At 39.4% G+C, this 25,531-nt stretch carries 19 protein-coding genes; 11 read left to right on the top strand and 8 right to left on the bottom strand.

Features of this window, described 5'->3' with window-relative positions; genetic code table 11:
* Positions 1 to 49 precede the first annotated feature (49 nt).
* Positions 50 to 763 carry a thiol:disulfide interchange protein DsbA/DsbL gene (locus KHS79_RS22715; RefSeq protein ID WP_212722339.1) on the bottom strand — a complete coding sequence of 238 codons (714 nt, stop codon included), beginning with the start codon at positions 761 to 763 and terminating at the stop codon, positions 50 to 52.
* A 735-nt stretch (positions 764 to 1,498) separates the two neighbouring features.
* Here KHS79_RS22715 and speD point away from each other — a divergent pair.
* From speD to aguB, 4 genes are all read left to right on the top strand, one after another.
* On the top strand, positions 1,499 to 1,966 hold the full coding sequence (gene speD / locus KHS79_RS22720; protein ID WP_212722341.1) for an adenosylmethionine decarboxylase: 468 nt from the start codon (positions 1,499 to 1,501) through the stop codon (positions 1,964 to 1,966).
* A gap of 22 nt (positions 1,967 to 1,988) precedes the next feature.
* Entirely contained in the window at positions 1,989 to 2,870 is an 882-nt protein-coding gene (gene speE, locus KHS79_RS22725) for a polyamine aminopropyltransferase (protein WP_233468562.1), read from the top strand.
* Between the two features lie 105 nt (positions 2,871 to 2,975).
* Positions 2,976 to 4,880: a biosynthetic arginine decarboxylase gene (gene speA, locus KHS79_RS22730; protein ID WP_212722343.1), complete on the top strand. Its 1,905-nt coding sequence runs from the start codon at positions 2,976 to 2,978 to the stop codon at positions 4,878 to 4,880.
* 7 nt (positions 4,881 to 4,887) lie between these two features.
* Positions 4,888 to 5,757: an N-carbamoylputrescine amidase gene (gene aguB / locus KHS79_RS22735; RefSeq protein WP_027708779.1), complete on the top strand. Its 870-nt coding sequence runs from the start codon at positions 4,888 to 4,890 to the stop codon at positions 5,755 to 5,757.
* Between the two features lie 97 nt (positions 5,758 to 5,854).
* Here aguB and KHS79_RS22740 read toward each other — a convergent pair whose 3' ends face one another.
* Entirely contained in the window at positions 5,855 to 6,466 is a 612-nt protein-coding gene (locus KHS79_RS22740) for a c-type cytochrome (RefSeq protein ID WP_094789080.1), read from the bottom strand.
* A 448-nt stretch (positions 6,467 to 6,914) separates the two neighbouring features.
* On the opposite strand from KHS79_RS22740, the gene yihA reads away from it, so the two are divergent.
* The gene (gene yihA, locus KHS79_RS22745) at positions 6,915 to 7,541 is read left to right on the top strand and encodes a ribosome biogenesis GTP-binding protein YihA/YsxC (RefSeq protein WP_027708777.1); all 627 of its coding nucleotides are present in this window, start codon (positions 6,915 to 6,917) and stop codon (positions 7,539 to 7,541) included.
* 259 nt (positions 7,542 to 7,800) lie between these two features.
* Here yihA and polA read toward each other — a convergent pair whose 3' ends face one another.
* Entirely contained in the window at positions 7,801 to 10,530 is a 2,730-nt protein-coding gene (gene polA, locus KHS79_RS22750) for a DNA polymerase I (RefSeq protein ID WP_212722345.1), read from the bottom strand.
* Between the two features lie 489 nt (positions 10,531 to 11,019).
* Here polA and KHS79_RS22755 point away from each other — a divergent pair, with 489 nt between their 5' ends.
* Both KHS79_RS22755 and KHS79_RS22760 read left to right on the top strand, forming a co-directional pair.
* Complete coding sequence (locus KHS79_RS22755; protein ID WP_027708775.1) at positions 11,020 to 11,310, top strand: DUF2782 domain-containing protein; 291 nt, start codon at positions 11,020 to 11,022, stop codon at positions 11,308 to 11,310.
* 23 nt (positions 11,311 to 11,333) lie between these two features.
* Complete coding sequence (locus KHS79_RS22760) at positions 11,334 to 12,320, top strand: homoserine kinase (protein WP_212722347.1); 987 nt, start codon at positions 11,334 to 11,336, stop codon at positions 12,318 to 12,320.
* A gap of 58 nt (positions 12,321 to 12,378) precedes the next feature.
* On the opposite strand, the gene KHS79_RS22765 is transcribed toward KHS79_RS22760, so the two are convergent.
* On the bottom strand, positions 12,379 to 13,182 hold the full coding sequence (locus KHS79_RS22765; protein WP_212722349.1) for a substrate-binding periplasmic protein: 804 nt from the start codon (positions 13,180 to 13,182) through the stop codon (positions 12,379 to 12,381).
* Between the two features lie 1,063 nt (positions 13,183 to 14,245).
* On the opposite strand from KHS79_RS22765, the gene KHS79_RS22770 reads away from it, so the two are divergent.
* Positions 14,246 to 15,100, top strand: a complete 855-nt coding sequence (locus tag KHS79_RS22770) for a PEP-CTERM sorting domain-containing protein (protein ID WP_212722351.1) — start codon at positions 14,246 to 14,248, stop codon at positions 15,098 to 15,100.
* A gap of 621 nt (positions 15,101 to 15,721) precedes the next feature.
* Here KHS79_RS22770 and KHS79_RS22775 read toward each other — a convergent pair.
* The 3 genes from KHS79_RS22775 to creD all read right to left on the bottom strand — a co-directional run bounded on the left by KHS79_RS22775 (position 15,722) and on the right by creD (position 20,803).
* Positions 15,722 to 16,510: a hypothetical protein gene (locus KHS79_RS22775; protein WP_212722353.1), complete on the bottom strand. Its 789-nt coding sequence runs from the start codon at positions 16,508 to 16,510 to the stop codon at positions 15,722 to 15,724.
* 36 nt (positions 16,511 to 16,546) lie between these two features.
* Entirely contained in the window at positions 16,547 to 19,180 is a 2,634-nt protein-coding gene (gene tssI / locus KHS79_RS22780; RefSeq protein ID WP_212722355.1) for a type VI secretion system tip protein TssI/VgrG, read from the bottom strand.
* A 294-nt stretch (positions 19,181 to 19,474) separates the two neighbouring features.
* Positions 19,475 to 20,803: a cell envelope integrity protein CreD gene (creD, locus tag KHS79_RS22785; RefSeq protein WP_212722357.1), complete on the bottom strand. Its 1,329-nt coding sequence runs from the start codon at positions 20,801 to 20,803 to the stop codon at positions 19,475 to 19,477.
* A 560-nt stretch (positions 20,804 to 21,363) separates the two neighbouring features.
* On the opposite strand from creD, the gene KHS79_RS22790 reads away from it, so the two are divergent.
* From KHS79_RS22790 to KHS79_RS22800, 3 genes are all read left to right on the top strand, one after another.
* Positions 21,364 to 21,840 carry a hypothetical protein gene (locus KHS79_RS22790; protein WP_212722359.1) on the top strand — a complete coding sequence of 159 codons (477 nt, stop codon included), beginning with the start codon at positions 21,364 to 21,366 and terminating at the stop codon, positions 21,838 to 21,840.
* 205 nt (positions 21,841 to 22,045) lie between these two features.
* Positions 22,046 to 22,195 (top strand): hypothetical protein, encoded by a 150-nt coding sequence (locus tag KHS79_RS22795; RefSeq protein WP_212722361.1) that lies wholly within the window; start codon positions 22,046 to 22,048, stop codon positions 22,193 to 22,195.
* Positions 22,196 to 22,749: 554 nt separating this feature from the next.
* A complete protein-coding gene (locus KHS79_RS22800; protein ID WP_212722363.1) occupies positions 22,750 to 23,955 on the top strand; it encodes an aminotransferase class I/II-fold pyridoxal phosphate-dependent enzyme in 1,206 nt (401 codons plus the stop codon).
* 149 nt (positions 23,956 to 24,104) lie between these two features.
* Here KHS79_RS22800 and KHS79_RS22805 read toward each other — a convergent pair whose 3' ends face one another.
* Entirely contained in the window at positions 24,105 to 25,367 is a 1,263-nt protein-coding gene (locus KHS79_RS22805; RefSeq protein WP_212722366.1) for an ABC transporter substrate-binding protein, read from the bottom strand.
* Positions 25,368 to 25,531: the final 164 nt, after the last annotated feature.

The following is a 25,531-nucleotide window of genomic DNA, read 5'->3' on the forward strand; positions in this document are numbered from 1 at the left end:
GCTTATTAAATTGTCTTAATAATGGGAAGCAGGTCTATTGTGCCATTGGTTAGTCTTCTTTGGCTGCTGAAGACTTCACGTTTGCTTCATCACTGCCTTCTTCTTTTGTTTCAACTTTGGCTGTTGATGCAGGAGCTGCCTTTTCTTGCAGTAACTTTCTTTCTTTTTCAATTAAGAAGTCAGCAACAGCAGTGACCTTTTCTTTTGGAGCATTGATTCGGTATTTACCATTGACTAAAACGGCAGGTACGCCAGTGAGCCGGTAACTACGAAATTTAGCTGCAGCCAGGTTCATTTGGCTGCTCACACCAAAAGAGTTAAATGTTTGTTCAAATGTTTCCTTGTTAACGTCATATTTTGTTAAGAACTTAGCCATGGCTTCTGGGGCAGCAAGCTTATTGCCCTCATTATGAAATGCCTCAAAAATGGCTTCATGCACGTTCTTATCTAATTTTAGAGCATTAACTGTGAAAAAGAGACGCGCATGCACCCCCCATAAGCCTTTAGTAACAGCAGGTATTTGCTTGAACTCGACGTCTTCAGGAAGAGTTTCAGCCCACTTGTTGATGTAGGGTTCAAGCTTGTAGCAGTGAGGGCAGCTATAGGTAAAAATTTCTGTAACATTCACCTTGTTAGCACTAGCGGTTTTTACTGGCTGGTCTAAGACAATATAGTCTTTCCCTTCTTGGAAGGATTCAGCAGCCATTGCCATAACGGGCATGATGACGAGAGGAAGCATTAAACGGGACAAGCTTTTAATCATTCTTCGTTCACTCCTGGTAGTTGAGTTCAGTTTGCCTCAGGTTGAGTTGGACCACAAAACTTTACAAAAGCTCACTCACTATACTCTGCGAGAAGGGTACTTCATCGCTTAAATTTCCGCTTAGCAGTATTTTGCGCAGCAAAGTCTGACATAGTTGCAGGGGTACAATAAAGGAGCAGTTCCATTTTTCTTTCTTACTATGTCACTTATTGTCTAGCGATTTGTTTGTGCTAAAGGGGGGGAGCGTTTTTTATTTGCTATAAAACACCTGTCGTTTTAATGCGGTGTCGCGATTAAGCAAGTTCATACCGAAAAAAGCACTCGCATTTTACAGTGATTATGCTTAGAATCCGCGAAAAATCTTCTAACACAAATGCTCTAGGGAAGGCTTCACCACACAAGGTATTAACACAGAGAGTAATTTTTCTGTGATACTTTGGTCCTGGTTTTTCAGCGTTCCCCTTGTTTTACTTAAAAGCCAACAGGTGTTTTACCTGAGCTTGCAAGAAGATTTTATTTGAAGATACGTGTTTTCGTTAAGAGTTAATCTATCTTATATAAAGTAGCTTGCAATCGAGAAGTACTCGGCGAGTTGACTGATGGGGTAGATACCCAAGATTGCTTTAACTGAAAACTGAAATTCACAAAAGAAGGTACCTATGGTTCTAAAGGTCTAATGGTGCACAGCTAATCATCCTGATGCACTGTGCACATAACTGATTGGAGTTTGTTTAAATGCCAAACACCCTTACTCACGCTCAAGTTGTTCCTGCTACAACTGACTGCTGGCCCACCCACGAAAATCTTCACCCTGAATCCCTTGATGCTCAAGACCATTTTATTACACGAGATGGTGTAACATTTGCGGGATCTCATCTTATTATCGACTTATGGCAAGCTACTAAGCTTGATGACCTTCAGCTCATGGAGCAAACACTTCGTGATGCTGTAGAAGTTGCAGGCGCAACACTGCTTCATATACATCTACATCACTTTACTCCAAACGGGGGTATTTCTGGTGTTGCTGTCCTGGCAGAGTCTCATATCAGTGTCCATACTTGGCCCGAGCGTAACTTTGCTGCGTTTGATGTTTTTATGTGTGGTGATGCTGAACCTCATAAAGCCATTCCCATACTAGAGCAAGCTTTTACTCCTACACGAACAGATGTGAGTGATCTGATGCGTGGTAAAGTCTCTAAGTAACGCGGTGCGCTAGGAATTAAAAATGCTGACAAAGATTGACCAGAGAGAAACTTATCTGGAGACGCTGCACAAGCATTATTTGCAGGGGTTTGTGGTAGATAAGGTTTTATTTGAAAACAAAACGGAACATCAACACCTTATTATCTTTGAAAACAAGGTGTTTGGCCGTGTCATGGCATTAGATGGCATTATTCAAACCACAGAAGCAGATGAATTTATTTACCATGAAATGCTGGCTCATGTACCCATAATGGCCCATGGTAATGCAAAGCGTGTGTTAATTATTGGTGGTGGTGATGGTGGCATGTTACGAGAAGTGCTAAAGCATCCTCACATAGAGCATGTCACTATGGTTGAAATTGACCAGCAAGTGGTTGACATGTGTCGTGAGTATTTACCAAACCACTCTAATGGTGCATTTGATGATGCTCGTACTCATTTAGTGATTGCCGATGGTGTTGACTTCGTTAATACGACACAAGAACAGTTTGATGTCATTATTTCTGACTCAACTGATCCTGTGGGGCCAGGTGAAGTTTTATTTAGCTCTCGCTTTTATGATGGTTGTAAGCGATGTTTAAAAGATGGCGGCATATTAGTGACCCAAAATGGGGTGGCTTATATGCAGTTAAGCGAAGTGACTACCACATATCAGCGTTTAACACCTTATTTTAAGGATGTGAGCTTTTATAGTGCAGCCGTACCTACTTACATAGGTGGGATCATGACCTTCGCGTGGGCTACAAATAATACTCAACTACGTGAGCAGCCATCGGCGGATATCGTACAACGATTTAAGGCGAGTGATATACAAACTCGTTATTACAACCCTGATATACACTGTGGGTCATTTGCATTGCCGCAGTATATCCATCAGGCATTAGATGCAATAGCTATAAAATAAAAGACCACAGGTCTTTACCCAAAAACCAAGAATGAGTGCGCTTCATGAACGGTCGTGCGTTCTGCGTACTCAACCCCATCCGCCTTTTTTATTAAGGGGCTTGCAGTGAACAATGATTGGACTGTGTCTGATGCGCTAGACACGTATAATGTACAATTTTGGGGTAATGGCTATTTTTCGGTAAGTGAGCAAGGTGATGTTGTTGTTCACCCAACGAAAGAAAGCTCTGTTAATTTAGCTGAGCTAACGGCTGATCTTCAGCAGGAAAATACCCGCCTCCCAGTGCTTGTGCGCTTTCCTGATATTTTACAAAACCAAGTACACAAACTATGTAATGCATTTAACAATGCAATAACACAGTATGAGTATGAAGGTGATTATGTTGCCGTTTACCCTATTAAGGTTAACCAGCACCGTCAGGTTGTTGAAGGCTTGCTGGCAAGTCAGGCGGAAACAAGTGTCAAACAACTGGGATTAGAGGCAGGCAGTAAAGCTGAGCTATTAACTGTTTTGGGTTTTGCGGCGGAGAGTAATTCAGTCATTATCTGTAATGGCTATAAGGACCGGGAGTATATTCGTCTGGCCTTGATTGGTGAGCGTATAGGTCATCAAGTTTATATTGTTATTGAAAAAATTTCTGAGCTAGACCTTATTTTATCAGAAGCTGCAGATCTTAATGTAACGCCACGTATTGGTGTTCGTGCAAAACTGGCCTCACAGGGTAGAGGCAAGTGGGAAACATCCTGTGGCGAAAAATCAAAGTTTGGCTTATCTGCAGCACAGGTACTTGATGTTGTAGAAAAACTAAAAACCCATGATGCTCTTGGCTGTTTGCAGTTATTACACTTCCATATGGGCAGTCAAATAGCGCATATTCGTGATATTCAGTCAGGTTTAAGAGAGTGTTCACGCTTTTTTATGGCATTACAGCAGCTTGGTGCAGCCATTAAAATAGTGGATGTTGGGGGTGGACTTAGCATTGATTATGAAGGCACCCGCTCACAAAGTAACTGCTCCAGTAACTACAATATGCAGGAGTATGCAAATAATGTGGTCTATGCCTTTAGCACTATTTGCCGTGAACATGACCTGCCACACCCACGGCTAATTTCTGAGTCAGGACGGGCGCTTACTGCTCATCATGCGCTATTAATCACTAATGTGATTGGCGTTGAAGCACCAAACATTTCCCAGCCAGCTGAGCCTAGTGATGATGCTCATCAACTACTACATAATATGTGGCATGACTTTTCAACACTCAGTCAGCGTCGAAATGACCGTGCCTTAGTTGAAATTTATCATGACACTCAGGATGACATGGCTGAGGTGAACTCACTATTTACCCATGGTGTAACGACGTTGCAGGAACGAGCGTTGGCAGAAGAAATACACTTCGCCACTTGTGCACAGCTGGTGACGTATTTGAATCATCGTAATCGTGCTCATCGCGTCATTATTGATGAGCTTAATGAAAAGCTTATGCATAAGTTTTTTGTTAACTTTTCACTCTTCCAGTCGTTACCTGATGCCTGGGGGATAGGACAAATTTTTCCAATTTTACCGCTATCAGGTCTTGATCAAGCGCCTGCTGTTCGCGGGGTGATTCAGGATATTACCTGTGACTCTGATGGCATGATTAAGCAATATGTGGATGGCCAAGGCTTGGAGTCAACCCTGCCACTTCCTACCTATAAGGCAGATAAGCCCTATTTGCTTGGCTTTTTTCTGGTGGGAGCTTATCAGGAAATCCTGGGAGATATGCACAACCTGTTTGGGGATACTGATTCTGTTTCTGTGCGTGTTGATGGACAGGGGAACTATCAGGTTGAACAAATTAAACACGGTGACACTGTTGAAAACATGTTGAGATATGTTGATCAACAACCGGATGCGCTTATGAGCTCCTACCAAAGGCAACTGGAGCAGTCTAACCTTGCGGCGGAAGAGCAGGCGCGTTTATTAAGCGAGCTGTGCCAGGGAATTACTGGCTATACGTACTTAGAAGAGTGATTACGCCATGAGTCGTTTGGTGACATTTGCGGCCATTCAGATGGCATGCAGTGATGATTATGCGAAAAATGTTGAATATGCTTCAACATTGGTAACAGCGGCTGCAAAACAGGATGCACAAGTTATTCTGCTACCAGAGCTATTTGCAGGACACTATTTTTGTAAAGAGCAAAAGCCTGAGTTTTTTAAACAAGCGCAGACGGCCAAGGATAGTGACTTACTGCAGCACATGTCTAAATTGGCTAAGCAGCTTAAGGTGGTGTTACCTATTAGCTTTTTTGAGCGTGCAGGGCAAAGCTATTTTAATTCGTTAGCAATGATCGATGCCTCAGGTGAGATCATGGGCATTTATCGGAAAAGCCATATACCTGATGGTCCAGGCTATCAGGAGAAGTATTATTTTTCTCCTGGCGACACTGGGTTTAAAGTTTGGTCAACGCAGTATGGGTGTTTAGGTGTGGGTATTTGCTGGGATCAGTGGTTTCCTGAAGCTGCTCGAGTCATGGTACTGCAGGGTGCTGAAGCTCTACTTTACCCAACGGCTATTGGTGATGAGCCACAAGATCCGACACTGGACTCACAAGCCCACTGGCAACGAACCATGCAAGGACATAGTGCGGCAAATATGGTGCCTGTTATTGCTGCCAATCGAGTAGGTCAAGAGCCAGCCTCATCATTTAATTCTACTTATTACGGTAGCTCTTTTATCACTGGTTATACCGGAGAAGTATTAGCACAAGCTGATCGGGTGCAAGAGCATACAGTTATAACGACGGTTAATTTGGATGATGCGGCTTTAGCAAGACAGAGCTGGGGACTGTTTCGGGATCGTCGTCCTGAGTTTTATGGGGCAATCTCAGGTTTTGATGGTAACTAGCCGTTAAAAGGTCATTTATACAGCTAAAAAATAAACCCGGCTGATGCCGGGTTTATTTTTGCTAAAAAGATATGAATCTGGGGCTTTACATAAAATGTTATCGCAAGCCTTGTACATAACTTGAAACGGCATCAACCTCTTTATTGCTTAGCTTTTCTGCAATAGTGCGCATGATTTTCGTATCACCATCATTGGTTCGCTCACCTTCACGAAAATCTCTAAGCTGTTTGGCTGTGTAGTCAGCAAACTGTCCAGATAACATTGGGAAGCCTGCTAATTCATTGCCTTTAGCCGTAGGTGAATGACAAGCATTACAAGCAGGGATGCCTTTTTCTTTATGGCCTGCTCGGTAAATACGTTCACCTAAGGCAACTTTGTCTGCCTTTGCTGCGCCAACAGGGGGTTTTTGTGAAGCATAATAAGCTGCAATATCGGCCATATCCTGTTCAGATAAACTAGCAACAAAGCCAGTCATTTCAGGAATACTGCGCGCACCTGACTTAACATCTATAAGTTGTTTAAGCAGGTAGCGTTGTCCTTGTCCAGCAAGGTGAGGAAAGTTTGGGGCAGCACTGATGCCTGTGGCACCGTGGCAAGCAGAACATACCGCTGATTTTGCTTTTCCTGCCGTGACATCACCTTCAGCTGCGTGAACTAGACCCGTTACCCCCATCGTCAATATGCAGCTAAAAAAAAGTACTCTTTTCATCAGCTAATCCAGTACCAGCAAGTCGTAGTGTTTATTTATCCCTATAATGCTAATACATTACAGGCCGCCTTGTTTATTGATCTCACCTGCTCTGTATGACTATGGCTGTATGGCGTGTTAAAAAAATCTCACACAACAGCTGACTTTTACCCGTCGCGGTTAGGTGTTAAGTGGTTTTGTCAGCGCTTGACAATCTTACTAAACAACTACATCGCTGAGGGTAAGCTTGCAGGAAGTCGAATAATACGCGTAAATTACATTATTTTATAGTGGCTTACGCCTTGGCGGATGGATTATACACTAATCTGCAACTTAACGGGAACGTACATACAACAACGGTCTTCAAATAGGTATTATTTTTCGGGATATTATTCAGCTATGGAGTGTTAGGATAAGATCAATAGAATGTGCCGAAAAGCTTTGAAACTTGTTATTAACTGAGAAACGTATGAGTCCAGAACAGTCTCAACACCCCCTGAATTTTGAGCAAACTTCCTTTATTAAAAGTGCAGCCAAGTTATCACAATGTCCTGAGGATGTTGGCCGTGAGGTTGCGTTTGCTGGACGGTCCAATGCGGGCAAGTCTAGCGCACTGAATGCATTAACTGGCTCAAAGAAACTGGCTCGAACCAGTAAAACGCCCGGTCGAACTCAGCTAATCAATTTTTTTAGTCTTACTGAAACACTTCGTTTAGTGGATTTACCTGGCTATGGTTATGCAAAAGTTCCTGAGGCAGTGAAAGCTGAGTGGCAGCAGCACCTTGAAAATTACCTACAAAAGCGTGACTCGCTGATTGGTTTAATACTATTGATGGATATTCGCCATCCACTAAAAGAGTTTGACCAAATTATGCTGGAGTGGGCTGAGTTCTACCAAAAGCCTGTTCATATCCTGCTGACGAAAAGTGACAAGTTAAAATTTGGAGCCGCCAAACAAGCTGCGCTGAAAGTACAACGTGAGTTAAAGCCTTTTGGCAATCTTGTTACGCTACAGTTGTTTTCTTCTTTAAATAAGATGGGAGTTGATGAGTTAAAGCAGCAGTTGTCTACTTGGTTGTTGGATGAAAAGAATTAATAGAAGCCCATAAAAAATGCTCCAGTTACTTGGGGGAGATCAGCAACTGGAGCTTTCATAGACTCCGCTAACTTGGGGGCTTAACGGAGGAAGTGCCAACACTAAACATATAAGGAGTAGTTAAGTCAGTCATCACGACCGCTTAATTGATAAGACTAAGCCTGTTGGTAGAAGTTCCTCTTTTTGGAAGAAAAATATTTCCCCCGATAAACGGTATAAAAATGTGTAGAGTTAGCACAGAGTTTTTATGAAACGCACGTTAGTGCGCTTCATCCCAGTTATTTCCGATACCCACTTCTACTAGTAAGGGAACATCGAGTTGTGTGGTTTGTTCCATCAGTGACTTAATGTTTTCGGTGAGAAGTGCTACGTGATCTTGCTGGACTTCAAATACCAGCTCATCGTGTACTTGCATAATCATGCTGGCTTTAATGTCTTCCATCATCAGCCATTGGTTAACAGCGATCATGGCTTGTTTGATAATATCTGCAGCTGTGCCTTGCATCGGTGCATTGATGGCGGTGCGCTCAGCAGCTTTACGTTGCATTGCATTACGTGAGCGAATTTCTGGCAGGTATAAACGGCGGCCCATTAACGTTTCAACATAACCTTGGTCAGCCGCTTGTTGACGGATTGACTCCATGTAATTCAACACCCCTGGATATCGCTCAAAATACAGGTCAATGTACTCTTGGGCAGATTGCCGAGAAATACCCAGCTGTTTTGCGAGTCCAAAAGCAGACATACCATAAATCAAGCCAAAGTTAATGGCTTTAGCATTGCGTCGTTGGTTGTCAGTGACTTGTTCGTGAGGTACGCCAAATACTTCTGCTGCAGTGGCTTTATGGACATCCATGCCATGTGCAAACGCATTTTTTAAACCACTGTCGGCAGAAAGATGTGCCATGATGCGTAACTCAATTTGTGAGTAATCGGCTGAAACAATTTTGTAGCTTTCTGGAGCAATAAACGCCTGACGAATTCGTCGGCCTTCTGCTGAGCGAATAGGAATATTTTGTAAGTTAGGATCAGAAGACGAAAGTCGCCCAGTTGCTGTGACTGCTTGATGGAATGATGTATGAACACGACCAGTGTGGGGATTAATTTGTTCTGGAAGCCGGTCAGTATAAGTTGATTTTAACTTACTGAGACCTCGATACTCTAAAATAAGCTTGGGTAAGGGGTAGTCCAGTGCAAGCTCCTGTAAAACAGGTTCAGCAGTAGAAGGTTGACCCTTGGGTGTCTTTTTAATAACAGGTAGCTTGAGTTTTTCAAAAAATATTTCTTGTAACTGTTTCGGTGAGCCAAGATTAAATGTTTGCCCGGCAGCATCATAGGCTTGCTGTTCTAACTCGGTCAATCGTTTAGCCAGCTCTGTTGATTGCTTGTTTAACAATCCACAATCTATAAGCGCACCATGGCGCTCCATTCGAGACAGTACTGATATCAGAGGCTTTTCAACCGAATCACAAAGTGATGCCAGTTTAGATTCTGCTTCTAGTTTTGGCTTCAGTGTATGATGCAATTGCAGTGTAATATCGGCGTCTTCTGCTGCATAAGGTGCAGCCTGCTCAATGCCAACCTGGTCAAAGGTGATTTGTTTTGCGCCTTTGCCTGCAACTTCTTCATAGTGGGTTGTTTTATAGCCTAGGTATTTGAGCGCTAAGCTGTCCATATCATGTCGTGTTGCTGTGGAATTTAGTACGTAAGATTCCAGCATAGTGTCAGCGGCAATACCTTGTAACTCGATATCATATCGAGCTAAGACGCTCATGTCGTATTTAAGGTTTTGACCCACTTTGCCTGGTTTTTCAGCTTCTAACAAAGGCTTTAGCTGAGCGAGTACCCAGTCACGATCTAATTGGTCAGGACAACCAGGGTAAGTATGAGCCACAGGCACATAGGCAGCCTCACCTGCTTGCACCGCAAATGACACACCGACAATTTCTGCATCCATATAGTTTAAGCTGGTAGTCTCGGTATCAAATGCAATTATTGGTGCTTTTTTCAGTCGATCTAACCAGTCTTGGAAGTCTTTTTTGGTGTAAATAGTTTGATAGTTAGCAGGGGCTTGCTTGCTTTCTGCTGGTGCTTCTTGTTGCTGATTGCCAAGTAGCTCCTCAAGCCAGCCTTTAAATTCCAGTTGGGTAAAGAGTGCTATCAACGCTTCGTTATCAGCATCTTTTATATTAATTGTTTCAAGGGATATAGGGAGGTCTACATCTGTTTTAATTGTTGCCAAGGTTCTGGATAAGTAGGCTTGTTCTTTGTACTCTTCGAGTTTTTTCGCCATGCTTTTTGAGCCACGAAAATTTAGCTCAGCAATGCGGTCCAGCTGTTGATAAATACTATCTAGACTGCCTAACCCCTGCAATAAAGCGAGCGCCGTTTTGTCTCCTACCCCAGGAACACCTGGAATGTTATCGACCTTATCGCCCATCAGTGCAAGATAATCTATAAACAGTTCAGGACCAAAGCCAAACTTTTCCTGGAGGCTTTCAACAGTAGTAGTACGATCATTCATTGTGTTAATCAACGTCACATGCTGACTGACTAACTGAGCTAGGTCTTTATCCCCGGTTGATACGATAACTTCAATACCTTTTGAGGTTGCTTCATTGGCGAGAGTCCCAATAACATCGTCAGCTTCAACCCCATCAATAACCAGTAAGGGTAAGCCCATTGCTTTAATAATTTGGTGAATAGGCTCTATTTGTAGCCGAAGTTCGTCAGGCATAGGCGGGCGATGTGCTTTATAGTCAGCATATATTTCATTGCGAAATGTAGGGCCTTTTGCATCAAAAATGACCACCACAGAACTATTGGGATAATCCTTTTGTAAACGGCGAATCATACTAATTACACCGCGAACTGCCCCCGTTGGCTCCCCAGAAGAATTGGTCAAAGCTGGCATGGCATGAAAAGCTCTAAATAAGTAAGAAGAGCCATCAACAAGAACAAGTGGTTTTTTGGTCGTTTGCGTGGTCATTGATTCAATTAGTGATCGTTAATAATGGATGAGGAGAGTACATTCATGTGCATTAATGAAGCGTGTAACACCCTTCATACTCGTTATACCATTCTTACTGGCTATACACTTTGGTGGCTATATATTGTGGCACACACTGAATGGTTGGCAAAAGAGGCCAATTTTACTTAAGTAAGGACATCAAATATATACGATACCAGCAATACGCTTATTGCAATATGTGGTTCTTTGCAGAAGTGTTTTTGATTTCTGAGATATATCCTTCGCTATAGGTATATTATTTGTGATAATCAGCCGTACCCTTAGTTTTGGGTTTAAAATCCATTGAGTGTTGTATGAGTTATTGAGTGTGTTAACAGAATAGGTGTTGCATACCCAGTGGTTTGATCTGCAGTAGGTGACGTTTATAAAGTGATACGCTTATACTTAGTGGTCCAATGACACTCATGTCACCCTACAGGAATATCAATATAACGTGTGGAGTAACCTATGAAACGTTTACTCATTAAAGCTTTACTTGCGTTTTGCTTTACTGGCGCTGTGAATACTGCAGTGATTGCTGAAGATGAGCCAATAAGACCTAGCAATGATGTTGTGATTCGTGAAAGTAAGGATAAAATTATTCATGAGTACCGTCACAATGGCTTTGTGTACGCAATCAAAGTTGTACCTAAGATAGGCAAGCCTTATTTTCTTGTGGCTGCTGATGGTGAAGGTAATTATATTCGAACTGATCGTCCCGAGATGCTTATTCCTTCTTGGAAAATTTTAGAGTGGTAAGTCAATTTTTTTGAGCAGTAGTTATGTCGGTCTATACACACCTGAGCCAAACTGAAGTTGAACACTTTATTAGTAAATATTCATTAGGGAAGTTAGTACACTATGAAGGCATTGCTGCTGGCGTTGAAAATACCAATTATTTTGTTGATTTAAAGTGCAATGATAATACAACGCGTTATGTTTTAACTATTTTTGAATATTTACCCCATGATGTAATGCCTTTTTTTGTCAGTCTAACGGATTTGTTGGCTGACAAAGCGCTACCTGTACCAAAGTCATTAAAAGATGCTTCAAATCAAGCATTGCATGACTTACATGGTAAACCTTCGTTACTACAGGTGTGTCTTGCAGGAAAGCATAGCCCTATCCCTAATCATGAACAGTGCCATGCTATTGGTGAAATGTTAGGTAAGATTCATCAGGCTGCGACTGATTGCCCGCTTAAACAAGAAAATCAGCGTGGAATGGCTTGGTTGGCCACTCAAGTTGAACGTCTAACACCCTTAGTTTCCTCTGATAATGCTGAGTTACTTAACAAGCAGTTAAAACGTTTCCAACAGTTTTTTGATTCGGTGAATATCCCCCAAGGTATTATTCACGGTGACTTATTTCATGATAATGCGTTATTTACTGGGGATCGTATTACAGGAATCATAGATTTTTATAATGCCTGCTACGACTATTGGCTATACGATATTGCTGTAACCGTTAACGACTGGTGTCGGCAAGATAGTTTAGTATTGGATGAAGTTAAAACAAATGCATTATTAAAAGCCTACCATGACGTTCGACCATTTACTAAGGAAGAACGAACTGCATGGCCAGTTATATTGCAGTTTGCAGCATTTCGATTTTGGGTTTCAAGGTTGATTACCTTTGTTCATCCTGAGGAAAACTCCTCTCATAGTACGGCAGATAATCCTGTTGTTAATAGTAAAAATCCTGATGAGATGAGGGATCTTATGCTAAGCCATTATGATAACGCTCATTTATTGATCTTGCCGAACTGACGTGTCATTTATGTCGCTGTGGGTAGAGGTTGCCCACAGCGACATAAATGACAAGACTTTACTTTATATACTTATCTAAAATAAGTTGCATTTTTCCTGTCCTTTCTAATTCAGCAAAGCCTTCATCTAAAATTCCCTTAAGTTCATAAGCGTACTTAAACTGTCTGGATATCAACAAATAAAAAGGGTCTGATTTGCCATGAGGTATAGGCATTGCCTTAATATCACCGCTACTCAGATAGTCTTCACCAATGCTCGCAAAGCCAGAGAGAATTTCATAACGCGCTAAAAAGAGGTCGCATCGATTTTTAAGTGTCAAAGATATCACCTGATCGAATTTTTTAGCGATCATATTAATATCTTCGTTTCGAATACCTTCTGCAAAACCAGTATAGTTATAGGAGTGTAGTCCACAGACTTCATAGCTCAGAAGCTGTTTTACTGAATCAATATTAGGTGGACCATTTGGATACCTTTTTGTTGAATAGAAAAACTTAGGTGTAATCGAATAGTAAGAGTTGCTATATAAAAAAAGCTTATTCCTGGTATCACTATAGGAAGAGCTTAGCGCGACCTGGTACTTAGTGTTTTTTTCTACTTCAAGCAGGCAACGTTTCCAAGGTGGAAGAAAGAATGCAGCCTTTATTTGATGCTTTGATAAAATTTCGGTAATGATGTCAACATCATAGCCAGTAATTTCTTTCGTTTTTTCACCATTTACACGCTTCCAGAAGTGGTAGGGTGGCCATTCTGCACCGTCACCACAGAAGTGTATTGTTTGACCTGCTAAGTTTGTTTGTTGAGCACTTACACTCAGTGAGGCTGCTGAGGCAATCAAGTACAATGTTCTTAAGAAAATCATCTTTTGAGAACAACCTCCAGAAGCTCTTCTTTTACAATGCCCAAAAGCCTTTATATATACCCAAGACGAAGGATATATCTCTTATGAAGGGATACCCTTTGTTGGGGTTATACTGCTATTTTTAAACAAGCAGTCATCCCATAACCCTTTCTATTTGTAGTGAAACAGGCTACCTCTAAATATTAAACCATAGACTGCTTCATTGCGTATTATTAAAGAGGTAAGCGTTCGCTTTATTTAAACTACAGCCTCTTAGTATGCTGCACTTTAACCAGCGTCCTTATTATATTAATAACACTTTTTTTACGGTTAATAAGCGACTGCGGCGGAAGTAAAATAATCCTAGGCAATTACTCCGGCATTACTCTATGGTGTGACATCTATATCATTGTGCGTAAACTGCATTCCTACTACCATTAGTATTCAAAAGCACTGATCACGATGCATTTTAGTCTGCCACAAACCCTAATTATGTGCTAGAAGCACACTAGAACAGCTACGTTGGTCCGTTGGTCAAGTGCTATGGACAGTGCGCATAAAAAAGATTCAGTAAGTGTATAGAAGTAAAAATTATTGCAAACAAATGTAGAAAATATGCTGATATGTATGAGGGAGTGATGATTTTTAAATAGTATGTTTTTAGAGTTTAAAAAAGACGTTTATAAAAATGATATGTAGTTTAATGGTACATGCAAAAATAAGATGATCTTTTTTCTGTCAATTATTTTGTCGAAATGAATGCCAGTTTTTTCTGAGCTGCTACCAGTTGAGCTGTTGATCCTCATGGCATGAAGTATGCCTTCCTATACTCAAAACGAAGGGTATATATCTGGAAATATGGTTACCTTCCAGCACACTATTATTTTTGTGTTGATCGCATTTTCTATAGAGACTGCTGTGTAATAATCAAGCTGTTCACTTTTAAAAGTATTATATCGGTGATCAAGCTTGTCGAGAATAATTAAGTGCAAGTTGTATTAAAGTCTGTATTTTAAAGGTTTTAAATGGAAGCAAAATATTAAGTTTAAGGAAAATAATAAATATCTGAAATCAGGTCTTGGCTATGAAAAAATCATTGTTAAATATGTCAATAATTATCTCAGCGATAGGCTTCCCATTAGTTGCTAATGCAGTTCCTATTGAAACAAAAGATGTGTTCTGTGATGGTGTAAAATGTGGGACAATGGAAATTGACAAATATGATCCCTATAAAACAATGTGGTTAGCGGGGGTTGAAATTGATGGTCAATTTGTGGCAACTAAAACCAATAGAGAATACCACTATATTCAATCGATCAATGTTTTCGATGACCCCACCCCTAAAAAATACCATGATGGGTCTGCACTTCCAGTACCACTTATTGATACTCCTCCTGGCGGATATCAAGGTGATCCATTTGACTTTAAACCATATTATGATGAGTCTGAATTCCCTACTTTCTACGATAAACCAAGTACATTTATGCTTGACGCAAAGACAGAAGCAGATAATAAACTAGAGTTACAGTTCGAAACTTGGCTAGTATGCCTCATTAGTGAAAAGATGGGAGATAACGCTAAAACCGCAAAAGATGATACGTACCAAGTTGCACCATTGATTGGTTGGCTATGGGGGTATGAAATTGCTTATAATGATGTAGGTATGATAGGCGTTGATGAGTTAGTGGATTTTACAGTAACAAAAACGAACTTCGAATGGAAAATGCCTGATCCTTCGAATGATTGGAAAACAGCATTAACTCAAAAATATGGTAATCTGCCTAATCAAGATTGGTTTAATGTTACACTTGCAGAGTGTAGCGATTGTTTAGATCCAACACCTGTGCCTGCACCGAGTTCGTTTTTACTTATTTTATTGGGTTTTTTGGGCGCTGTTATATCGCGTAAACATAGGAATAATACTTCATTAAAAGTATAAATGTGCATGGATTACTGAAATAAGAAAGTGTAAATAGCAGTAAGTATCAATAGTGGTAAGTATCAATAGTGGTAAGTATCAATAGTGGTAAGTATTAATTAATCCCGCTGAATTTTGTGAAGCACTTACATCAGAATAATTACAAATAATCTAAAATTCCCATATAAAGTGAATGGTTACCTGATTAAGTAATGTAAAGCACTACGAAGCAGTATTAAGCAATCGATACCCAATACGAATGGTTTTTAGGTGCGGCCATCGAGTAACGAGACCCCATGAGCCTATAAATAATAGGTGATTGGGGCGAGGAATGATGATAACAAAACCTAGAAATCATTCGTGAAGGGTATAGTTAGGTAGTCGGAAGGAGCACAGCAACAGGATATGGGTAATGCGTTTTAAGCCACTCGTAAGAGAGTTTTGTGAATAGATAGCCATGAAGTTTAATTGTCATATGAGCAGCTAGTGCAAATGCTATAGAATGAAAAATATTAAATAAATCCTGGATGCTCACAAATAATGCCTATTTTTAGATCAAGCTTAATAAACTGTTAGGAAAGTTACAAAGGTAAAGTTGGAGGCTATTTTTTAGTAAAGCTATACAATTAGCAAAGGGTTTATTTATGCATTACAATCATCTTGATACCCTTTAAAAATACCAAATTTATCAGTAGAGATTTCTATGTCAAGTAAAACATTTTTTTTGATGATAAATTTGATTTCTCCACTAAGTGAGTCTGACTTTTTATTTTTAAACTCTATGTTTAATGTATTACTATCAATAGAGTATATAGCGGGTACTCCCTTTGACCAACCAGCAGTTTGACTTAAAGCTTTAAAATTATAAGTTTTTAATAACACATTGCTTTCATTTTCAAAAATAAGTTTTGCCACAGGAAAAACACCTATAGTTTGTGCATGCCATGTGCCAACTTTGTGAAATAAGTCAGATATTTTTTCTAGCTTAATATCGAAAGTAACATATTTATAAAAATAGCTATCCCTTATTTTATCAAAATCGTTATCATTCTTCAGACGTTGCCTTCGACCAGGATCAAGTTGAATAGACCGAACTAAGTGCTTTTGCATGTTTTCTAAAGTAGGATTATAACAAGGGTCAGAAATAGTCTTTTGGTCAAGTAGAGCTAGAGTGGATGCATAGTTGTAATGAGCAAGAGCGTAGTTATAATCCTTGATAAGGGAACAATAAAAAAAATTTTTTGCTTCTATAAGTTTATTTCTTCGATAGGCAGCCATACCCTTTCGATTATACTCTCTTGACAAATTCTGATTAGAGATAGGCTTATCTGATGCTGATGATTGCATGTTACAGTTATTATTAACACTTGGTGATTTTGCCCACAAACTGCTTGCAATACAAAATATAAAAATGGCTAAATAGTTTTTCATTGATAACCTTTGCTTATATGAGTGACTTTCCATAGGCTACATTTTTATTTTTACTTCATTTTTAAAGTTTGCCCATTCTATTGGATTATCGACGAAATATTTATGGCAAGGTTTTCCTGTTACATCTTGGTGAAGGTATAAATCACTTTCAGTTAAACCAAATTTCTTTAGTAAAGATGAAGCTAGAGAAACTAAAGAGTTCCATGTGGCCTTGGCCATACTCCCATTACTATCCAGATGACAGCATTCTATACCTAAAGTATGTGCATTTGGATAGTTACCTAATTTTTTTTGAATTCCATTTTTGTATATTTTAGCTCCAACGTGATAGGCGACCTCATTTTCAGGAATAACTTTTATTATTTCACCTTCTAGGCCGACAACAAAATGTGCCGAAGCAAATCTCTTTTCTCTTTCTATCTTCTCAAAGTTATCTCTAATTGTTTTTGCTTTTGCTTTGGGTACTGCTACCCAATGTATTACAACTCCTTTTACATCTTTAAGTTTAGTTCCTGGTCTTGAGTAACGATTTAATGGAATAGTGTCTTCTATAATATTAATATCATTTGTATTATTTTGAGATGGTTTTTGTTTTCGGTCTGAGTTATTTGACTCAACTTTACTAGTTTGAGCCGTTGGATTTTTTCCTGAACCCTTATTAGGTTGTTGCTTAGGCTTGTTTATCCCTTTCCCCTGCTTTTTTTTACCTTGGCCAGTAGGTATAATAACAACTTTATCGTTTGCTTCATCGGCTTTTTCAGGTATTTTTTCTTCAGAACTGGTGCCTCTAGTAGCACTCCCTCCAGCATTCATCCGCACTGTAGGCCCATTAATTTTCACTCCAGAGGGATCTAGTGTGAAGTAACTTCCTGAGCCAGATACAGACATCTGCATACCAGCATCAAACACTAGTTTACCAGATGATTTGATATGGATTTCTTTTCCTGCTTCACGGTTATAATTTTTAGCAGATTTTTCAGTAAAGTTCTGTTTTACAGTAATGAATTGTTTTTTCCACAAGTCTTCTTTCCATGTGCCGTGTATGCTTTCACTGAGAAGCTGTTTTATATGAATATGGTTTTGTTTATCTACTACGAGGTGACGATCATGGCATACTTTGAGGTCCTTATCGTTCTCAATTTTTATATCTTGATCGCGTTCACCATGGATAAAAATTTGCTCTTGCGCTTTTTTGTCTTCAAAGCGTAACTCGTTAAAACCTTGACCTCCTGGTGTACTGCATGTTTTTACTGTTGTTTTTGTTTTTTGGTCAGGTAATTTGTAAGGTGGTTTGTTACGGCCATTGTACAGCACACCTTTTATTAATGGTCTGTCAGGATCACCATTGACGAAGCTTAGCAGGATTTCTTGGCCAATACGTGGAATCTGAACCGCTCCCCAAGATGCACCTGTCCAAGGTTGTGCTACACGGATCCAGCAGGATGATTTCTCATTAGATTTACCGTCTTTATCCCAGTTAAACTGTACTTTTATACGACTATACTGGTCAGTGTAAATCTCTTCCCCTGCCGGTCCCACTACCATTGCGTTTTGTATGCCATTGAAGCGGTTACGCTTGTTGATGGTGGGCTTTGGTGCTCGGGCTTTAAACTCAACATTATTAGGAATACATATAAAGCTTGATGAGTAGCCGCTTGGCCCTCCGCTAGCCCCTTCTTCTAGTGACTGGGGTTGAGAACCATAGTGACTTATGCCATACAGTAAATACTCTTGATTGAGCGCGGGGTTATTATGTTCTGTGAGCTTGAATAGTTTACCTGCACTTAAATAAACGCAGTTACTTTCTCCGAGTCCTGTTTCTTTTAAGGCTTGAAAAGCTTTAAGTTGCGTTTGTGCTTGTTTCTGACCGATATCAGGCTTTTGGAATAGCCCGCCATGATGATAAACCTCGAAGTCTCCTTGGTTTGTTTGCTCACTGATTTCAAGTTTAAGAGATGGTTTAGTAAAGTTATAATCTTTAACTGTAATTTTATTTGGTTGCACTTTGCTTTGTAAGTTGAAGTCATGAATTGTGTAATCGCGTTTTAATAATCCTGTGTGGCGGATATAAGGGATTTCTGGGGTAACCGGCAGGCGTTTAAAAATATACTGTGTGTCACTGATAAGTAACACATGCCGGTTTTGCTCAAAAATAAAATGATAGTGAAGCCCATCCTCGGCTAAAATTCGATTAAAAAACTCAAGATCTGTTTCAAGATACTGTGTTGTATATGTACGCTGCGGGAGTTCTCCTGTGATTTCTATTTTGAAGTCATCCCCTTCTTTCAGCCCTGCATCCTTTAATAGGGTTTTAATGATTTGCGAAGCATCCTGCTGTTGGAAAATCTTCATTTGTGTACGTTTTTCTAGCCGCCAGAGTTTTGGTGCCAGGACAACTTTATAACTGGCAAAACGACGTCCAGTGTCAATAAGCTCGATATTGACAATTATGCCATGTACATATCTGGGAGCTTCTTCTGCGCTGAAGGTGAGACAAGCAGGCTTATTTATAAGTGCACTGGTTGAAAGCTCAAAATTTGAACAGGCTACCGCCACCGTAAAATAAAACGGAGACGAAATTTGCTCTCTGCCTTTGAATTCAACAACACGAAACTCATCATTACAGCCTTCGACTGAAAACATAAATAAGCTTGAGTTTCCAAGACCCATACTTGTCCCTTACAGTTAATTCAAACAGGTTGGGTATTATGCGAATAGCTTCAGTAATACCAAAGAGGGAACTGTGGTAGATATGCAATAGCAAGTTATTTTTATGTAATTGTGAGAGAAGCATCATAGTGTATGCGTCAATTCAAACAACAACGTGGTGGGAAAGACGTTTAGACATGGGCCGCTTGGCTGATTTTTTGGATTAAATAAAATGATTTGTGAAAGGTGATAACTACTTATAAAAGCAAACATTTAAAGTCCCTTCCAAATGTTTGCAATGATATTAACTTGGCACTATTTCTGTGTACTGCTATTGAGCAGTTCGTTACCTTTGCTATTCCAGTCTATTTTTCTGGTACAGAACATGATTGCAGATAATGCTGCAAACAGCCCGACAGATCCTAATAGTAGGGAGTAGTCGCGTTCTTGTAATAGTGTATATAAGAATCCATAAAGACAAATAAGAATAATACCCAGTAATAATGCTCGGAATGGTGTTTTTAGTACAGACCAGGCATAACTGGTAATCATTAATATTACACTGCTACTGGCGAGGATATAGGCAGCAATAAAACCAATATGTTCAGCAAGTGCCAGGGTTAAAAGATAAAACATACATAAACCTGCACCAATCAGTAGATACTGAATATAGTGGACAGTTAATCGACCCATTGCTTCCCACAACCAAATGACAATAAAAGTGAGGGCAATAAACAGTAAGTCGTATTTGATAGCACGATGAATCTGACGATATACATCTGTCGGGGTTGTTAGCTTTATGCCCACAACACTATTGGCTAAAGCGTCAGTGAAGTCGTTCGCATCGTTCCAGTATTGAGGAATATTTCTACTTAAGAAGGGGACCTGCCATTTAGAGTTAAATTCAGTATCAATGATATCACGCTGTTGGGGTAGCCAGTTTCCTTGAAAGCTAGGGTCAGCCCAGTTTCCACCAATTGATATTGTTGACTCATTGCCAATCGGAGCAATATATAGTTCATCCGTTCCATTGAATTTAAGTTGAATGTTATAGGTGTGGCTGGTTGATGTTTCATCAATTTGGAGTTTGCTGTGTAAATACTGAATATCACCAGGAAGGTGAGGGCTGCCAGGCTGAAAGTTTAGCGGATGGCTATTCCATTGTAATTTACCTGAGATAAGCGCTTTACTATCGTTAAGCTTGATAGCAACAATTGCTTTGTCCCATTGCAAGCCATCAGGTGTTGTTTCTGGCAGTTGGAAATGACCCTTTATGGAAACATCAGCTTGATAAACAGGGATTTCATATAAACTTCTATAACGCTTTTCAATAGATAAATTAGCCATTGTTGACATAGCTTCGGGCAAAATAACATACCAATGATGTTTGCTAATGACCTTACCTGTCTCGTTATTAACATGGTGTGTGGTGTAAGGTATATAAATACTTGGGCCAAATAAAATCTGACTATTTCCCCATTTATTTGCAATTTCTCCAGCGGTCTGTTCTTTTCTAGATTCACGTTCATAGACTAAATCACTGATTTGAAATAACGGAATCTGTAAAAGCAAAACCAAAATGCCTAGGATAAATATCCTTAAGAGCTGAGACTGTTTTAACCATTGTTGAAAGCTTGTTGCCATACTTGAAGTATTCCATTAAACCTAGTTTGAGAGTGTGCCAAAGATCTGGATTATTTCACAGAAAGCTTATACCCTTTGCTGTGGGTATATTGCTGTGGATATAGTTAAGTCCTTTGTGGTTACTATTTTATACATGAATGACTTGTTAAAGGGATACCAATAGCCCTTATTATTTTGGAATTGTACTGGTGAAAAGTGAAAATATGCGCTAAAAAAGTGCAAAAATGAAGATAAAAAGTGTCATTCTAGTGGCAGATAGATATTGCTATATAGTCCTACTTTTTTACAGTACAAGCGATTCAATAATATACCCTTCACCAATGATTTCTAGGTTTTGCTATCTTCATTCTTCACCCCAATCACCTATTAATATAGGCTCATGGGTAATATAAGCTCATGTGGCTTCGTCACTCGATGGCCGTACCTGAAAACCATTTGTATTGGGTATATAAGAATTACACATAAATAGTGTGATTTATGTTGAATATATATGTGAGTTGTGTCATATATCTGTGTCGGGTTAGAACTATTCAGTAGCCTGGTTGATGCAAGCGGGATATATGATGAAGTATGTGATTAAAAGTGTTATTTGTACGGTCTTATTGCTTTCAGGATGTACGACATTAGTATATGACGCTACCAGTAGTGATAGCGAATTAGCCATGGTGGTATTATATCGTCCTGTGAGTGATGCAATACCTGAACGCTCGGCATTGTTTCTGTGGGATGAAAAGCCTGTGACAACGCTTGCTGCGGGCTATTTCACTGTGTTTACAACAAAGTCTGGGCAGCATACAGTAAGTCATAGTTGGCCTCATTGGTTTATGGATAGCCCAGATATGCAAGACGAGCTGTCAATGACAGTGAATGTTAAAGCTAATCAAGTGAATTATATCCGTATGGACAATAGCACCTTTCTAGACGGCAACTGGCTTACACTAAAGACAGAAATTAATCGTCAAACAGTTGAGGAGGCTAAGCCTGCCATAGCTGGCTGTCAATATCAGGTTGCTTCAAAGTACGTTCCCCAGCAGTAAATACAGTGTTGACGATTTTGACACTGTGGCTAATATAACACATCAGTTGAAGCCCCTTATGGTTTTACATTGCCCAGTTACAGGTAAGCGGACGTATTAAAACCAGCAAGAAAATGCCTTTACTGTGGGTATTTATAGATGTCAACCATTGTCAAATGGCCTATATTTTGCCTGAAATATATATGGCACTGAATAGGTAAAAACTATGTACTCCTATCGACGACGTTATATTAAGTATCACGGTTTTGCTCGGTGGTTATTGAAAGTAGCAAGCGATATTATTTTAATCATAGCGGTACCATTGCTGATTGCCTGGTTAATCATTTTATTTTTGAGTCAAAATACTATTGTTTAAATCTGTTAAGTTGCATTAAATAAAAGCCTAGTATCCTTACCTTCAAGGAAATCACATATACTCTTCGCGAACCAATTTTATGTGCGCTATGCATAGCGCTCACCCTAACGGGCTAGCAGCGCTGTTATATCAATAAAAGTGGCTACCGCAAGTTTCACAGCAGTAAACTTGCCCAGGGGCTTCATCGCTTGACGGCACAGCTATCACTTTTGAGTTCAATGAATGTTGTTCTGTCTTTGCTTGATACTGTATGGTCATTAAATAATGGTGTATATCTTGCTGTTGAATAGATATGGGCAGCTTTTATTTTTAATTGGGGATTGATTATTAAAAGAAAATATCGAGTATGAAGCGCTTGATAATAAAGAGGCTGTGTAAAGATGTAAAAAAAACTGAAAATATCCCCTTTGTTATAAATATATGTATGGGGGCAGTTATAACAAATGCAGCAAACTAACATGATAATTAACCAGTAGAATTATGCATGTTTTGTTAAATAGGATTGGATGATAAGGAGTTCATATAAAGGAAAACTCAAACTAAGGTAATGCGCCATGAATGAGAACTTACGAGATAGCCTACTTAGCTATACTGATAAAGTAATAAGTGCTGATATATGTTATTTAACAGTTGATGATGGAGGCGGAGAAGGCGTCATTATATATAAGGATAATAAACCTTTGGTAAATATGGGAAACTGCGGTTATTTAGGCTTAGAACATGAAGCAAAAGTAAAAGAAGCATCAATTAATGCAATTAATAAGCATGGTTTACACCTATCGAGTTCTCGAGCCTATATTTCATCAGAGCTTTATCAGTCTTTAGAAGAAAAACTCACCAAAATATTTAGCCGACCAGTGGTATTAGCACAAAGCACTCACCTAATACATATGGCTGTGTTACCCTTATTAATAAGCAGAAAAGATTTAATAATTTCTGATCAACAAGTTCATCGTAGTGTTCAGTTTGTTATAGAATATCTTACAGGGCAAGGTGTTAAAAATAAGCATATTTTACATAGTCGTTTGGATCAACTTACTAATTTATTAGATAAAAATAAAGGTAGTTATTCAAAGATTTGGTACTTTGCAGATGGCATTTATAGTATGTTTGGTGATCGTGCACCAAACCACCAGCTACTAGAATTATTAAACAACTACGAGCAGTTACATATTTACTTTGATGATGCACATGGTATGTCGTGCTTTGGGGATAAAGGTCAAGGATGGAGTTTATCTGGTTGCTTGAAAAATCACCCAAGAGTGTATGTGGCAACTTCTTTAAGAAAAGGCTTTGGTGCAGAAGGGGCTGTATTTACCTGTCAAGATGAAAAAACCTGTAAATTGATAAGATTGATGGGAGGGCCTATTGTATTTGGTGGACCTATCTCTAATGGTGGGCTGGGTGCTGGTACTGTTTGTGCTGATATCCATTTATCGAATGAGTTAGTAACATTTCAGGATAAACTTAATAAGAATGTACAGCACTGTCAGGCGCTATTAGAGCAATATGGGTTGCCAGTGTATTCTGATCCATTAACACCTATCTTTTTTGTAGGAGTAGGTGATCCTGATAATGGCGTGAGGCTTTCCAGAAAAATAATGGAGCGGGGATTTTACTGTAATGTTGCCATGTTCCCGGTAGTACCTAAGCGGCATACAGGATTACGATTTACTCTCACAGCACGTCATACCCCTTCACAAATCAGTGAGTTTACAGCTGTATTAAATGAGGTATTGAACTCAGACTCTGAAACTTAATGGTATCTGAAAGTTAATAGGTGACTGGGGTGAGGAGTGAAGATAACAAAGCCTAGAAGTCATTCGTGAAGGGTATAACTGCCAGGGAATGGCATGGTGCGATTACTCTCAATACATGAATAATAATCAGTGAAACAATATTTTAATAGCTAATTCTGTTTAAATATTTTTATTCTATACTTTTCTAATTCAGATGTGATCTGACTAATATCTCTATGCTCAAGAAAATTATTTATTGAAGGTAAAACAAGTTCAACAAACTCTTTTTGTGAGTCTCGATCAAAGTATTGAGTAATTCCTGCAGCACTATCAAGCATGTTTTTTCCCTGTTGTATAAGACTTAAAGGCTCAACCGGAGCTGAATAATGAGGAGGGATATTCTTTATTATACGATTATATTGATGTTGAATATCTGGTGACCCAAGCATTTCAAGAAACCGTTTTGCATAGAGTAAATTCTTAGTATTATGTGGGATGAAATACAAATCGGTAGGTGCTTCTTCATAAACTGGAATATTGGTGTTTATGGTTGGAAAACGGAAGAAGTTCAATTGGCTTTTTAATGCCCCTGCCCTGGCGACAATAAAGTGACCAATTAGCATCATTGCTGCTTTTTCTCGAGTGATTTCGGGTAAAATATCAAACCACTCCTGGTCAATATAGTCTGTAACTAAACATTGTTTATCTAAAAGTTGCTTCCAGTAAGTGAAAACTGATTTCACCTGAGGTTGCAGGAAAGATTCTTTGCCTTGTAATAGTCTGTTATGAAAATCAATTCCATTAATCCTCAGGTTAAAGTAGTCAAACCAGCCCATTGCTGGCCATAACCCTTTGTTTCCTATGATGATTGGTTGTTTACCGGCTTTAGATAATGTGTCGCATACTTTGAGGAGGCCTTGCCAATTATTTGGTGGAGATAAACGATACTTTTTGAAAACAGCTTCGTTGTAGTAAATCCCCCAGTGGTAATAACTCACAGGTATTGCATAATATTGATTGTTGAACTTAACTAAATTTTTAATACCCTGAGAAAAACTTGTCTCCCACTGTTGCTGTTGCCATAAGTCATTTATAGGTAAAATAAGGTCTTTTCTCACTAGGTTAAAAAGTCGTTCACCACCTTGCCAATACATGACGTCAGGTCCTTCTGTTGCTGTAAGCCAGCGCATCAACTTTACTTTATAGTTGGCATCACTTTCAGGCAGTATTCTTACTTTAACGGAAGGGTAGCGTTGCTCAAACTCTCTTGCTAAGTACCGATATGCTTTTCCTTGTTCTGCGCCAACATTAAGCACTGTGACGTCAAGAAAGTTTTGCTGTGATCCATTAAGTTGAAAACTTTGCAAGGCGAGTAAAAAAATGATGAGTTGTCTTATAAGCGTTTTAATACCAATGAGAAGGAATATTTTCAACTAAGTATACCTTATCAAGCAAAGCTCTTTTTATGCACATTTTTCGCGTGTTACTTATGCATCTTGAAGGATTACTACAGATATCGAATAACGAAGCAAACAGTCTTATTAAGAGTAGATGATTTTGCGGATAAGATGTTTGGAGGTGAGGTAAGGTCTGATTG

This window comes from Zooshikella ganghwensis (genome assembly GCF_018263875.1).
GTDB classification, from domain to species: domain Bacteria; phylum Pseudomonadota; class Gammaproteobacteria; order Pseudomonadales; family Zooshikellaceae; genus Zooshikella; species Zooshikella ganghwensis.